This window comes from Pseudomonas guariconensis (genome assembly GCF_024127895.1).
Lineage (GTDB): Bacteria > Pseudomonadota > Gammaproteobacteria > Pseudomonadales > Pseudomonadaceae > Aquipseudomonas > Aquipseudomonas guariconensis_B.
On the sequence record NZ_JAMYBK010000007.1, the window covers coordinates 119,512 to 134,291 of the forward strand.

General features: G+C 67.2%; 3 protein-coding genes. 2 read left to right on the top strand and 1 reads right to left on the bottom strand.

What is annotated here, in order from left to right; translation table 11 throughout:
• Positions 1 to 129 precede the first annotated feature (129 nt).
• On the top strand, positions 130 to 831 hold the full coding sequence (locus NJF35_RS10675; RefSeq protein ID WP_253081348.1) for an ATP-binding cassette domain-containing protein: 702 nt from the start codon (positions 130 to 132) through the stop codon (positions 829 to 831).
• A 68-nt stretch (positions 832 to 899) separates the two neighbouring features.
• Here the strand turns inward: NJF35_RS10675 and NJF35_RS10680 are convergent, their stop codons facing one another.
• Positions 900 to 13,847 (bottom strand): non-ribosomal peptide synthetase, encoded by a 12,948-nt coding sequence (locus tag NJF35_RS10680; RefSeq protein ID WP_253091015.1) that lies wholly within the window; start codon positions 13,845 to 13,847, stop codon positions 900 to 902.
• Positions 13,848 to 14,184: 337 nt separating this feature from the next.
• Between NJF35_RS10680 and NJF35_RS10685 the strand changes: the two genes are divergently transcribed.
• A complete protein-coding gene (locus tag NJF35_RS10685; protein WP_225789872.1) occupies positions 14,185 to 14,715 on the top strand; it encodes an RNA polymerase factor sigma-70 in 531 nt (176 codons plus the stop codon).
• The last annotated feature ends 65 nt before the right edge of the window (positions 14,716 to 14,780 follow it).

Consider the following 14,780-nt stretch of genomic DNA (forward strand, 5'->3'; position numbering starts at 1 on the left):
AGCACAAAAATATTTCACGGAGAGATTTCACTGATCAACAGCTTTCTCGCAGCACTTACCAGCTCCCTTCTTGGCAGTTACCTGACTGGTAAATATTTCAGAATCCAGCCTATTTGGAGTAGATACTAAATGAGCATACTAAGCATCAAAAACCTGAGCTTCTCCTATAAAAATCAAACCTTGTTTGACAATATAGGCCTAGCTCTAAACAAAGGCGAAATAGTTGGTATTCTTGGTAGCAACGGAGCTGGGAAAACGACACTTTTCGACCTAATCTGCAAAATTAGAAAGCCTACCCACGGAAAGATAATCAACAATTCCCAGCAACAGCTTTACCTTACTCAAATTCTAACCCCTCCACCGCTACTGCATATGGCCGAAGTTTACAACTTAATTTCCTGTTTAAGCTCAACATCCACACCCAGCCACTCTGAAACGCTTGCACGCCTCTACACTTGGTCGCCTCCGTTATTCAAACGCTATTCCGAGATATCAAAAAAGAAGGCTTCTACGTGCAGCTACGGTGAGATTCGGAGTTTTTTCACCCTAACGCTACTCCTCATGGGCAGCGACTTGATCATACTCGACGAACCTACTGCAGGTGTCGACCCAGAATTCCGTCATTACATATGGCTTGGTATCAGTAATGCCTGCCAAGAAGGTGCAGCTGTGTTGATCTCATCTCACTACACACATGAGATCGCCACTCACTGTCATCGCTTCTACATGCTTGCCCGCCAACGACTCGAGGAATTTGATAGCGGCGACCAGTTCATGACCCGTCACCATGCCACTTCACTTGATGAAGCGTTCATCAATGCCACTGTGTAATGGCGATGTGCAGCAACCTGCTCTTGACCCTATGGCCGTAGAATCGGCGATAGGGTCAAGAGCGACGCTTACAACCCCTCCAACTCCGCCATCAGGTCACTGAGCCGGTCGACCTTGTCATCGTCCAGCGCACTGTCCTGCAGCCCGCGCACGTACTCGGCCAACGCCTCCACCGTGCTGCACTCGAACATCGCCCGCAGCGGTACGTTCAACTGCAACTGCTTCTGCACCCGCGAGGCGATCTGAGTCGCCAGCAGGGAGTGGCCGCCCAGTTCGAAGAAGTTGTCGCGCACGCCAACCCGCTCGGCCTTGAGTACGTCCGCCCAGATACCAGCCAGGGTCTGCTCCAGCTCGTCGCGCGGCGCCAGGTAGTCCTGGCTGTGCTGGCCGCCGATGTCGATGGCTGGCAGGGCCTTGCGGTCGAGCTTGCCGTTGGCGTTGTGCGGCAGGCCGTCCAGCCAGGCCCAGTGCAGCGGCACCATGTAGTCCGGCAGCTCGGCCCGCAAGCGTAGCTTGACCCGCTCCAGCAACGCGGCATCGGCGCTTATGCCCTGGTGAGCCACCAGGTAGCCGACCAGGTGCTTGCCATTGACGCCCTCCTGCACGCCCACAGCAGCATCGCGGATCTCGGCCTGCTCATGCAGGCGGGCCTCGATCTCGCCCAGCTCGATGCGGTAGCCGCGGATCTTCACCTGGTGGTCGATGCGGCCGACGTATTCGAGCACACCGTCCGCACGGCGCCGTGCCAGGTCGCCGGTGCGGTACAGGCGCTCACCCGGAGCCCCATAGGGATGCGGTATGAAGGCCTGGGCAGTACGCACCGGGTCACCGACGTAACCGCGGCCGACACCGGTACCGGCGACGCACAGCTCGCCCACCGCCCCCAGCGGCACCAGCGCCTGGTCCTCGCCAAGCAGGTACAGGCGGTTGTTGTCGGTCGGCGTGCCGATCGGCAAGTAGCTGCCACGGGTCGACGCGGCGTCGACGCGGAAGAACGCCACGTCGTCCGAACACTCTGCCGGCCCATAGGCGTTGACCAGGCCGATCTCGGCGTAGCGCTGCAGCCACTGGGCCGCCAGCTCCGGCGGCATGGCCTCGCCGGTCGGCAGCATCCAACGCAGGCGGTCCAGGGGCTGGTGCTCGTTGGCCAGCATGCCCTGGATCAGCGACGGCACGCTTTCCAGCACGCTGATACCGGTGGCCTGCACATGGGCCAGCAAGCCCTGCGGGTCGTGGGCGATGGCGTTCGGCACGATGTTCACCTGGGCACCGAACAACGGCGCGGCGAGGAACTGCCAGACCGAAATGTCGAAGCTCTGCGAGGCGGTCTGGGCGATCACGTCCTGCTCGTCCAGTTGCAGGTAGGGCACCTTGCTCAACTGGTTGTTGAGCATGCCGCGCTGTTCGACCATCACCCCCTTGGGCAAGCCAGTGGAGCCGGAGGTGTAGATCACATAAGCCAGGTTGTCCGGCGCGCTGTGGATGCCGGGGTTGTGGCTGGCCACATCGCTGGCCTGGACCGCCTCCCACAGCAGCAGCTTCGGCCGTGCCGCGCCGCCCAGCTCGTCCAGCAACTGGCGCGCCTGTTCGGCACAGGCCGCCGTGCACACCAGCACTGGCGTGCGGCTCAGCTCGACGATACGTTGCAGGCGCGCCGAGGGCAGGCCCGGGTCCAGCGGCAGGTAGCCAGCGCCGGCCTTGAAGCTGCCGACGATCATGCCCAGCAACGGCAGGCCACGCTCGGCCAGCAGCGCCACGGGCTGGTCGATGGCCACGCCCGCCGCGACCAGGGCATGGCCCAGGCGGTTGGCCGCCAGGTTCAGCCCGGCATAGTCATAGGCCGCCTCCAGGCAACGGGCGACGACACGCTCGGGATGGGCGGCGACCCGCGCCTCGAACAGCGCCACATAGCTCTGCTCCAGGCTGTAGGCGTGCTCGGTGCGATTGCAGTCTTCCAGCAGGAAGCGCTGCTCGTCCGCGCCCAGCAGCGGCAGCTCGGCCACCTCCCCTTCGAAACCTTGCACCAGCGCCAGCAACAGGCGCTTGAACTCGGCCAGCAGGCGTTCGACGGTCGGGTAGTCGAAGTAGCGCTGGTCGAACGACAGGTGCAGGCCCAGGTCGTCGCCCGGGTAGCACACCGCGGTCAACGGGAAGTTGGTGTGGGTACGGCCCGAATCGGAGCTGGCATTGAGGTGCTGCGCATGATCCAGCACCGCCGTTTCCACCGGTGCATTCTCGAACACGAACAGGCTGTCGAACAGCGGCTGGCCCTTGGGCAGCTCGCTGCACTCCTGGATCGCCACCAGCGGCAGGTACTCGTATTCGCGCAGCTCCATGTTGCGCTCCAGCAGGCCCTGCAGCCACTGGCGCACGCTGAGCCGCTGGCCTGGCTCGGGCAACTGCACGCGCAAGGCGATGCTGTTGATGAACAGGCCGACCGTGCGCTGCATCTGCGGCAAGCTGACCGGGCGCCCGGCCACGGTGACGCCGAAGACCACGTCGCGCTCGCCGCTGTAGCGCGCCAGCACCAGGGCCCAGGCCGCCTGGGCGAAGGTGTTGACGGTCAGTTGGTGGGCTTGGGCCAGCTCGCGCAGGCGCACCCCGTCCTTGACCTCCAGGCGGGTGTAGCAGTCACCGACGATCATGCCGTCACCGGCATGCTCATGACGCAGTGGGCGGTCGCTCGGGATGGCCGTGGCGCGCTCGAAACCGGCCAGGTTGTCTTGCCACCACTGGCGTGCTTCGTCCAGATCCTGGCGTTGCAGCCAGCCGATGTAGTCGCGGTAGCGCGGCGGCACCGGCAGTTGGGCCTGGCGACCCTCGCCAAGGGCCTGGTAGATCTCGAAGAAGTCGTTCATCAGCAGCGAGCGGCACCAGGCATCGATGAGGATGTGGTGGTTGCTCATCATGAACCAGTAGCGCTCATCGTCGACGCGCACCAGGCGCAGGTGGAACGGTGCCTCGCGCAGCAGCTCGAAGCCGGCCTCGCGCTCCTGCTTGTGCAAATCTTGCAGGCGCTCTTCCTGGACCGCCTCGTCGAGGCCGCGCCAGTCCTGGTAGTCCACCGGTGTCTTGCCGGGCTTGTGGATGATCTGCAGCATCGCCTCGCCGGCGTTCCAGCTGAACGATGCGCGCAGGGCCTCGTGGCGCGCCACCACGGCCTGCCAGGCCTGGGCGAAGCGCTCGGGGTCGACGGCACTGTTGATGCGATAGCGGTCCTGCATGTAGTAGATGCCGGTGCCTGGCTCGAGCAGGGTGTGCAGCAGCAAGCCCTCCTGCATCGGCGTGAGCGGGTAGACGTCCTCGATCTCGGCGGCCGGTACCGGCAGGCTGTCGATCTGCTCCTGGGTCAGTTGCGCCAGGGGGAAGTCCGAGGGCGTGAAGCTGCCGTTGCCCTCGCCCAGGCAGTGCTCGACCAGGGCCAGCAGTTCCTGGCGATAGGCCTCGGCCAGCTCGGCGATGGTGCGCTCCTCGTAGCGCTCGGCGCTGAAGGTCCAGCGCAGTTGCAACGCGCCGCCATACACCTGGCCATCGACGCTCAGCCAGTTGGGCAGCGGTGCGTCCTGGTCGTGGGCCAGGCCTGTCGGTGCATCCAGCGGCTGGAACAGCGCCTTGGCATCGAACTGCTGGTCGAACTGGCCCAGGTAGTTGAAGGTGATCCGCGCCTGGGGCAACGCCGCCATGCGTTCACGGCTGGCGTCGTCGGCCAGGTAGCGCAGCACGCCGTAGCCGATGCCCTTGTGCGGCACCTGGCGCAGTTGCTCCTTGATGCGCTTGATCGAGCTGGCACGGGCAACGTCGCCCTCGCCCGCTGCCGGGCTCAGGCTCAGCGGGTAGGCATTGGTGAACCAGCCGACGCTGCGGGTCAGGTCGATGTCCTCGAACAGCCCGTCGCGGCCATGCCCCTCCAGTTGCACCAGCACCGCATCGTCACCGCTCCAGCGGCACAGGGCGCGGGCCAGGGCGGTGAGCAGCAGGTCGTTGACCTGGGTGTGGTAAGCCGCCGGCGCCTGTTGCAGCAGTTGCCGGGTCTGCTCCACATCGAGTTCGATGGCCAGGGTACGGGCATGGCGATGCAGGTTGCCACCCTGGGGATGGTCGCACGGCAGCTCGTGACGGGCATTGCCCAGTTGGCCGACCCACCAGCCCAGCTCGTCGCGCAGCGAGTCGCTGCCGGCATAGCTGGCCAGGCGCGCGGCCCAGTCGCCCATGGCGTGGGTCTTGGCTGCCAGTCGCTCGCCACGGTAGAGCGCCTGCAGGTCTTCCAGCAGCACGCGCCAGGACACACCATCGACCACCAGGTGGTGGATCGCCAGCAGCAGGCGCTGCCCACCCTGCCCGTCGCTGACCAGCAAGGCACGCAACAGCGGGCCCCGGTCAAGGTCCAGGCTGCGCTGCACGTCGGTGTAGAGCGCCTGGCAGTCGTCGAAATCGGCCACGGTGGCGGTCCACAGCAGCGCTTGCGTCGCCGCTTGGGCATAGTCGGCCTGCCACTGCCCATTGGCCTGGGTGAAGCGCAGGCGCAGGCTGTCGTGATGCTCCAGCAACGCCGCCAGGGCACGCTCCAGGGCATCGGCCTGCAACGGCTGGCGAGCCTCCAGCAGAACCGCCTGGTTCCAGTGCTGGGGCTGGCTCATGGCGCTGTCGAAGAACCAATGCTGGATCGGCGTCAGCGCAGTGCGCCCCTGGCGCGGGCCCTGCTCGATGCTGCTCGGCGCCGAGCCACTGCGCACCACCGCCGCCAGTGTCTGGATGGTCTGGTGCTGGAACAGGTCGCGCGGGGTGAATTGCAGCCCCAACTGACGCGCACGGCTGACCACCTGGATCGACAGGATCGAATCACCGCCCAGTTCGAAGAAGTTGTCCTGCACACCGACCCGCGACACGTTGAGCACCTCGCGCCAGATCTGCGCCAACTGCTGCTCCAGCTCGTTGGCCGGCGCCTGGTAGTGCTGGCGCGCCTGCTCCAGGTCGGGCGCCGGCAGGGCGCGGCGGTCGAGCTTGCCGTTGCCCATCAGGGGCAGGCTATCGAGCAGCACCAGGTGCGCCGGCACCATGTAGTCCGGCAGGTGCTGACGAGCATGGGCCTTGACCGTCTCGCGCAGGGCCGCCTGGGCCTCGCCGTCGGCCTGGGCCTGGGCACAGACCAGGTAACCCACCAGTTGCCGGCCGCCTGGCAGGTCGAGGGCCAGGACCACCGCCTCGTCGACGTCGGCATGGGCCTGCAGGCGACTCTCGATCTCGCCCAGCTCGATGCGAAAGCCTCGGATCTTCACCTGCTGGTCGGCACGGCCGACGTACTCCACCAGGCCGTCGGCGCGCAGGCGCACCAGGTCGCCGGTGCGGTACAGGCGACCGCCATCCTGGCTGAACGGGTCGGCGACGAAGCGCTCGGCAGACAACCCCGGTCGATCGTGGTAGCCCTGGGCCAGGCCTGCACCGCCGACGTACAGCTCACCGACGCCACCCTGGGGCAGCAGCGCCAGGTCTTCGTCGAGCACATAGGCGGTGCGTGCCCCGATCACCCGACCGATCGGCACGCTGCCGGCGTCGGCGGGAATCTGCTCGGGCGCCAGGCAGGCCAGCGGCATGACCACGGTCTCGGTGGGGCCGTAGGCGTTGAAGAACTGTTGCGGGGCAAAGGCCTGGCGGATGCGCTGCAGGTGCTCGCCGGTCAGCGCCTCGCCGCCGGTGATGACCAGCCGCACCGGCAACTGCTCGCCACGCCCGGCCAGGTACTGAGCCAGCTGGCTGCCATAGCTGGGGGTGAAGCCCAGCACGCTCACCTGTTGCTCGCGCACCAGTTGGCAGATTTCCTCGGCGCCCCACTGGCCCTGGCCACGCAGCACCACCCGAGCACCGCACAGCAGCGGCACCAGCAGGCGTTCGCTGGCGGCATCGAAGTTGATCGAATAGAAATGCAGCTCGCAGTCGTCGCTGCGCATGCCGAAGGCGGCGATCACCGCCTGGCAGTGCATGGCGATCTCGCCATGGCTGACCACCACGCCCTTGGGCTTGCCAGTCGAGCCGGAGGTGTAGATCAGGTAGGCCTGGTGCTGCGGCAGGTTGAGGTTGTCCAGCGGCGCATCGCTGTAGGCCGCAAGCGTCGCCGCATCGTCCTCCAGGCTCCAGTGGGCGACACCTGCGGGCAGCTCGCCCAATGCCGCGAGCAGCGCGCGCTGCCCCAGCAGCAGGCCGATGCGGCTGTCCTCGATCATGTAGCGCAGGCGGTCGAGCGGGTACTCCGGGTCCAGCGGCACGTAGGCGCCACCGGCCTTGAGGATGGCCAGCAGGCCGACCACCATCTCCAGCGAGCGCTCCAGGGCCAGGCCGACCCGGACCTGCGGGCCGACACCACGCTCGCGCAGGGCTCGGGCCAGGCGGTTGGCCTGCTGGTCCAGCTCGGCGTAGGTCAGGTGCTGGCCGGCGAAGGTCAAGGCTCGGGCCTGCGGGGTGCTGGCCGCCTGGGCGGCGAACAGGCCATGCACGGTGTGGTTCAGCTCGAAGTCATGCTCGCCCTGCAACTGGCCGATCAGCACCTGCTGCTCGGCGCTGCTGAGCATCGGCAGTTCGCACAGGCGCTGCTGCGGGTCGTCGAGCAGCGCTACCAGCAGTTGCTGCCAATGCTCGGCCAGGCGGGCGATGCGCGGCTCGTCGAACAGGTCGCGGCTATAGGTCAGGCAGCAGCCCAGGCGGCCGTCCAGGTCGGTGACTTCCAGGTAGAGGTCGAACTTGGTGGCGCTGGCGTCGTTGACCAGGTAGTCCACCTGCATGCCGGCCAGTTCGCGGCTCTGCTGGAAGGCCCAGCGCTGGACGTTGCACATCACCTGGAACAGTGGGTTGTAGGCGCTGCTGCGCGGCGGCTGCAGGGCTTCGACCAGTTGGTCGAACGGCAGGTCCTGGTGCGACTGCCCCTCGACCACGGTGTGGCGCACCTGCTCGAGCAGTTCGGCGGCGCTCATTTGCCCGTCCAGCGCGCAGCGCAGCACCTGGGTATTGAGGAAGGCACCGATCAGCCCTTCGCTCTCCGGGCGGATGCGGTTGGCCACCGGCGCGCCGATGCGCAGGTCGCGCTGACCGCTGTAGCGGTGCAGCAGCAGGGCCAAGGTGGCGGTGACGGTCATGAACAGGGTCAGGCCACGCTCGCTGTTGAAGGCCCGCACCCGCGCCGCCAGTGCCGGGTCGAGGTCGAAGCGGTACAACTCGCCACGGTGGCTCTGCACGGCGGGGCGCGGACGGTCCGAGGGCAACGCCAGGACCGGGTGCTCGTCGCCCAGGCGGGCTTTCCAGTAGGCCAGCTGGCGCTCCCCTTCCCCGCCCTCCAGCCACTGGCGCTGCCATACGCTGTAGTCCAGGTACTGCACCGGCAGCGGCGCCAAGGGCGATTCGCGCTCGTCGACGAAGGCCTCGTACAGCTCGCCCAACTCGCGGGCGAAAATGTCCATGGCCCAGCCTTCGGTGACGATGTGGTGCAGGGTCAGGACGAAGTAGTGCTCGCGCTCGTCGGCCTTGACCAGGCAGGCGCGCAGCAGCGGGCCGCGCTCCAGGTCGAACGGCTGGTGCGCCTGTTCGTCGGCCAGTTGCTGCAGGCGTTGCTCGCGCACCTTGGCCGGCTCGGCGCTGAAGTCATGCCAGGCCAGGTGCAGCGGGCTATCGTTGGCCACGCACTGGTACGGCACCCCGTCGATGCTCGGGAAGGTGGTGCGCAGAGTCTCGTGGCGTACCACCAACGCCTGCAGGGCGCGCTCGAAGGCATCCACGTGCAGCACCCCACGCAGGCGTGCCATGCCGCCGACGTTGTAGGCAGGGCTGTCCGGCTCCATCTGCCAGAGGAACCACATGCGCTGCTGCGAATAGGACAGCGGCACCGCCTGGCGTCGGTCGACCCGGGCGATCTCGCCTTGCAGGTTGCGCTCGCCCGCCTCGCGGATGCGCGCGATCTCGGCGCAGAAGGCGCCCAGTTCGCTGGCCTCGAACAGCGCCTTGAGCGGCAGCTCCACGTCCAGCGCCTGGCGGCTGCGCGAGACGATCTGGGTGGCCAGCAGCGAATGGCCGCCGAGGGCGAAGAAGTCGTCCTGCAGGCCGACCTGTGGCAGGTTCAGCACCTCGCGCCAGATCGCCGCGACCTGCTGCTGCAACTCGCTTTGCGGCGCGATGTGCTCGCGCTGCTGCCAGACCGGGGCCGGCAGCGCCTTGCGATCGACCTTGCCGCTCGGCCCCAGGGGCATGCAGGTCAGGTGGATCAGTTGCGCCGGCACCATGTAGGCCGGCAGGCGTTCGGCCAGGGCCGCGAGCAACGCTGTATCCTGCTCGACGCCGCTGTAGTAGCCGACCAGCTGGGCGCCAAACGCGTCCTTGTGGATCAGCACCAGCGCCTGCTCGACGCCCGGCTGGGCCAGCAGGCAGGCCTGCACTTCTTCAGGTTCGACACGAAAACCTCGCACCTTCACCTGCTGGTCGAGGCGCCCCAGGTATTCCAGGGCCCCGGCCTGGACCAGCCAGCGAGCACGGTCGCCGCTGCGGTACAGGCGCTGGCCGTTGCCGTCGGGCTGGGGCACGAAGCGTTCGGCGGTCAGCCCCGGGCGGCCCAGGTAGCCACGGGCCAGGCCCGCGCCGCCCAGGCACAGCTCGCCCGGCACGCCTGGCGCGGTCGGCTGCAGGTCGTCGTCCAGTACCCGACACAGCACGTTGCCCAGCGGGCGCCCGATCGGCGAGCGTTCGCCGTCCTCGGTGCGGCAGTGCCAGTGGGTGACGTTGATCGCGGTTTCGGTCGGGCCATAGCGGTTGTGCAGTTGCACCTGTGGCAGCAGTTGCAGGGTCCGGTCACGCAAGGCAGCCGACAGCGCCTCGCCACCGGAGAACAGCCGGCGCAGGCTGGTGCAGCCCGCCGCCAGGGGTTCCTGGACGAACACCTGCAACAGCGGCGGCACGAAATGCAGCGTGGTCACCCCATGCGCCTGCACCAACTGGGCGATGCGCTGGGGGTCGCGGTGCTCGCCGGGGCCGGCCAGCACCAGACGGCAGCCGCTCACTAGCGGCCAGAAGCATTCCCACACCGAGACGTCGAAGCTGATCGGCGCCTTTTGCATCAGCACGTCGCTGTCGTCCAGCGCATAGGTAGCCTGCATCCATTGCAGGCGCTCGGCCAGCGCCGCATGGGTGTTGCCCACACCCTTGGGCTGGCCGGTGGAGCCGGAGGTGTAGATCACATAGGCGAGGTTGTCGCCGTCCAGGTGCAGGCCGGGCGCATGGCTCGGCCAGCTGTCGAGGTGCAACTGGTCGAGAGCGATGGCGCTGACGCCCTGCACCTGGGGCAGGCGGCCGAGCAGCGCGCTGTGGCTGAGCAGCAGGCTGGCGCCGCAGTCGCCGAGCATGTAGGCCAGGCGTTCGGCCGGGTAGTCGACGTCCAGCGGCACATAGGCACCACCGGCCTTGAGGATGGCCAGCAGGCCCACCAGCAACTGCGGCGAGCGCTCGACGGCGATGGCCACGCAGGTGTCCGGGCCGACGCCCTTGTCGCGCAGGTAGTGGGCCAGGCGGTTGGCCTGCAGGTGCAGGGTGGCGTAGTCGAGGCTACCACCCTCCCACACCAGTGCGGTGCGCTCCGGGGTTTGCCGCGCTTGCTCATTGAGCTGCTCGACCAGCAGCCGTTGGGCCGCTGGCGCTGGGGCCTGGCCCCAGGCCTGCAATTGGGCGCGGCCGTGTTCATCGAGCAGTTGTACCTCGCCCAGGGCCAGTTGCGGCTGCTCGCAGACCTGCTCGAGCAGCGCCAGCAGGTGGCCGGCCAGGCGCTGGATGGTGTCGGCCTCGAACAGCTCGGCCGCATAGTCGAAGGCCAGGCTCAGGCGCCCCTGGTGATCCTCCTCGCTGTGCAGCTGCAGGTCGAACTTGGCCTCGCGGCTGTGCCAGGGCAACTCCTCGGCGAGCAGGCCGGGCAGGCGGCGCAGGGCCGAGAGGTTGCGTTGCTGGTGGTTGAACATGACCTGGAACAGGCCCTGCTCGCGGGCCTGCGGCAGCGCCTCGAGCAGTTGCTCGAACGGCAGGTCCTGGTGGGCCTGGGCGTCGAGGGTGGCCTGGCGCACCTGAGCCAGCAACTGCTGGAACGGCGTACGGCCATCGAGTTCGGCGCGCAGCACCTGGGTGTTGATGAAGAAGCCGACCATCCCCTGGGTCTCCAGGCGCGGACGGTTGGCATTGGGCACGCCGACACGGATGTCACCCTGCCCGGTGTAGCGGTGCAGCAGGCCCTGCCAGGCGGCCAGCAGGACCATGAACAGGCTGGCCTGCTGCTCGCGGGCCAGGCCCTTGATGGCCTCGCCCAGCTTGGCGGGCACCTTCACGCCCAGGCGCGCGGCGCGCTTGCCACGCTGGCCGGCGCGGGGGTGGTCGGTGCACAGGTCGAGCACCGGCAGGTCATCGCCCAGCCGGGCTTTCCAGTACGCCAATTGCCGCGCGGCCTCGCCGTCGGCCAGCCACTGGCGCTGCCACTGGCCATAGTCGGCGTAGCCCAGGGGCAGTGGCGCCAGGTCGGCCTGCTGGCCCTGGGCGGCATACAGCCGGGCGAACTCGTCGAGCAGGATGTTCAGCGACCAGCCGTCGGCGACGATGTGGTGCAGGGTCACCCACAGCTGGTGCTCCTCGTCGCCCAGGCGTGCCAGGGTCACCCGCAGCAACGGCCCCTGGGTCAGGTCGAACGGCTGCCGGGCCTGGGCTTCACGCTGCGCGGCGACCTGGGCGCCATCCTGCCCCTGCAAGTCGATCCGCTGCAGCTCGAATGCGAGCGTGGGCAGGATGTGTTGCAGGGCCTGGCCGTCGACCTCGCTGAAGACGGTGCGCAGCGATTCATGGCGTGCCACCAGCGCCTGGAAGCTGGCTTGCAGCGCTGCCTCGTCCAGCTCGCCACGCAAGTGCAGGCCGGCGGGGATGTTGTAGGCCGCCGATTGCGGCTCCAGTTGCCACAGCAACCACAAGCGGTTCTGGGCCAGGGATTGCGGCAACGCCTGGCCACGCGCCAGGGTATCGATGGCGCGAGCGCCGCCAGTGCCCTGGGCGAGTATGCCAGCCACGGCGGCACTGTAGTCGGCCAGGAGCGGCGCTTCGAACAAGGTGCGCAGGCCCAGCTCGATGCCCAGCTCGTCGGCCAGCCGCGCCGTCACCTGGGTGGCGGCGATGGAGTTGCCGCCCAGCAGCAGGAAATGATCGTCCGCGGCCACCGACTCGACACCGAGCAGCTCGCGCCAGATCGCGGCGATACGTGCCTGCAAGTCATCGCCTGCTAGCTGCGGGGTGGCCTGTTCCTCGGCTGCGGGGAAGCGCGCGTAGCAGTCCAGGCTGCCGTCGTTCATGCGCAGGCGGCAGGCCGAGCGCTGCAGCTTGCCGCTGGAGGTCTTGGGCAGCGCGCCGGGGTTGAGCAGCAGGACCACTGCCGGTGCCTGGCGGCAGGCGTCGGCGATGACCTGGCGCAAGGTCTTGATGAGGTCCTGGGGCTTGACCGCCTTCTGCACGTTGCGGCTGATCTCCACCGCCACGCCGATGCCCTCCTCGCCCTGGTCGTCGACGGCGAACACCGCCACACGGCCCTTGCGCAGCACATCGACCTCACGTTCGAGGGTCTTCTCCAGGTCCTGCGGGTAGAGGTTCTGGCCACGGACGATGAGCATGTCCTTCAGCCGCCCGCTGACGAACAGTTCGCCGTCGCGCAAAAAGCCCAGGTCGCCGGTGCGCAGCCAGGTCTGGCCGTCTTTCTCGACGAAGGTACGCGCGCTGGCCTCGGGGTTGCGCCAGTAGCCCTGGGCGATGCTCGGGCCGGCGGCCCAGATCTCGCCGACCTGGTTGTCAGCCAGCGTCTCCAGGCGCTGCGGATCGACGACCTGCACCGCATGGCCCGGCTGGGCATAGCCGCAGCTCATCAGCACGCTGCCCTGGCCGGTTTCGGCGCGGTTGGCGGCGAAGGCCTCGGCATCCAGCTCCAGCGCGGCGATACCCTGGCCACGGCGGCTGCCGCTGACGAACAGGGTGGCTTCGGCCAGGCCGTAGCTGGCGAAGAAACTCTGCGGGTCGAAGCCGCAGGACTGGAACTTGTCGGCGAAGGTTTGCAGGCTGTCCTGGCGGATCGGTTCGGAGCCGGAGTAAGCCACGCGCCAGTGGCTCAGGTCGAGGCCGGCCAGGGCCGCCTCGCTGACCCGTTCGCTGCACAGGCGGTAGGCGAAGTCCGGCCCGCCGCTGATGGTGCCGCGGTATTCGCTGATCGCCTGCAGCCAACGCAGCGGCCGGGCGAGGAAGTAGCCCGGCGACATCAGCACGCAGGGCACGCCACTGAAGATCGGTTGCAGCAGGCCGCCGATCAGGCCCATGTCGTGGTACAGCGGCAACCAGCTGACGATGACGTCGTCCGGGTTCAGGTCGATGCCGAAGCCATGGCGGATCAGTTGCTCGTTGGCCACCAGGTTGCCATGGCTGACCTGCACGCCCTTGGGCAGCGCGGTGGAGCCGGAGGTGTACTGCAGGAAGGCGATATCGTCGCCCGCCAGGGCCGGCTCGCGCCAGCCTTCGGCCAGCGCCGGGTCCAGGCGATCCACCGCCAGCAGGCTCGGCGCCTGCGCCGTGGCCAGGGCATCGAGGCCCTGCAAACTGTCACGTAGCGCTTCTACTGTCAGCAGCAGACGGGGTTCGGCGTCGTCGATGATCGACAGCAGGCGCTCCTGATGGTGACGCCGCGACGACTCCGGCGGATAGGCCGGCACGGCGATGACACCGGCATAGAGGCAACCGAAGAACGCGGCGACGTAGTCCGGGCCACTGGGGAACAGCAGCACCGCGCGATCGCCGAAGCCGGCACGGGCCTGCAAGGCGGCGGCGATGGTACGCGCGCGCAGGTCCAGGTCCCGGTAGCTGAGCACGGCCTGTTCGCTGGGGTCGTCGGCCAGAAAGCGCAAGGCGACCCGGTCCGGGGTCTGCGTGGCGCGTTGCGCCAGGGCCTGGACCAGCGAGTGCGGGAGTTCGAAGGCGTCCGTCATGGGGAGTTCCTGCCAGTGTCTGGGTGAGTCGTGCCTGGGCGGCGCCGCACGAGTCGGCGGGCAGCGTTCGGCAGCTGGGTACACAGGGGAACGGATGGGCGGGGGAAATAATTAAACGCCCGGGTGATTCGCAGCCGCGCCAACACCGGCCCTTGCTCGACGACGAATGGCACAAGGCGTGAACGGGTTCACGCGACGGCGCTTTAGAACCGATACGAATAGATACTCATTAACTTTCGTATTTGACAATCATTATCATTCTGAATAGCTTGTCGCACGTCGTAGGTAGCCACCCTCCCGGCGCGCTGCCTTCCCCTCAGAGAACAAGGTGACTTCCATGGCGGAACAATTGTCCACAAGTAGGTGCGATTCACCGTTACTCCAAGCGTTCGTCGACAACCGCAGCATCCTGGTCAAGATCGCCGCGCGCATCACCGGTTGCCGCTCACGCGCCGAGGATGTGGTGCAGGATGCGTTCTTCCGGCTCAGCGCCGCGCCACAGATCACGTCGTCGTTCAAGGCCCAGCTCAGCTACCTGTTCCAGATCGTGCGCAACCTGGCCATCGACCACTACCGCAAGCAGGCCATGGAGCTGAAGTACTCCGGCAGCGAGGAGGAAGGCCTCAATATCGTCATCCAGAACGCCTCGCCGGAAGCCACCCATATCAACCTCGCCACCCTCGAACACATCGCCGACGCCCTCACCGAACTGCCCCAGCGCACCCGTTATGCCTTCGAGATGTACCGCCTGCACGGCGTGCCACAGAAGGACATCGCCAAGGAGCTGGGCGTCTCGCCGACGCTGGTCAACTTCATGATCCGCGACGCGCTGATCCACTGCCGCAAGACCGCCAGCCGCCAGGAGTAACGGCAGCGGCGAGCCTCAAGCTACGAGCAGCAAGCAGCAAGCGCACACCAGCCCGCTCTTCTCTT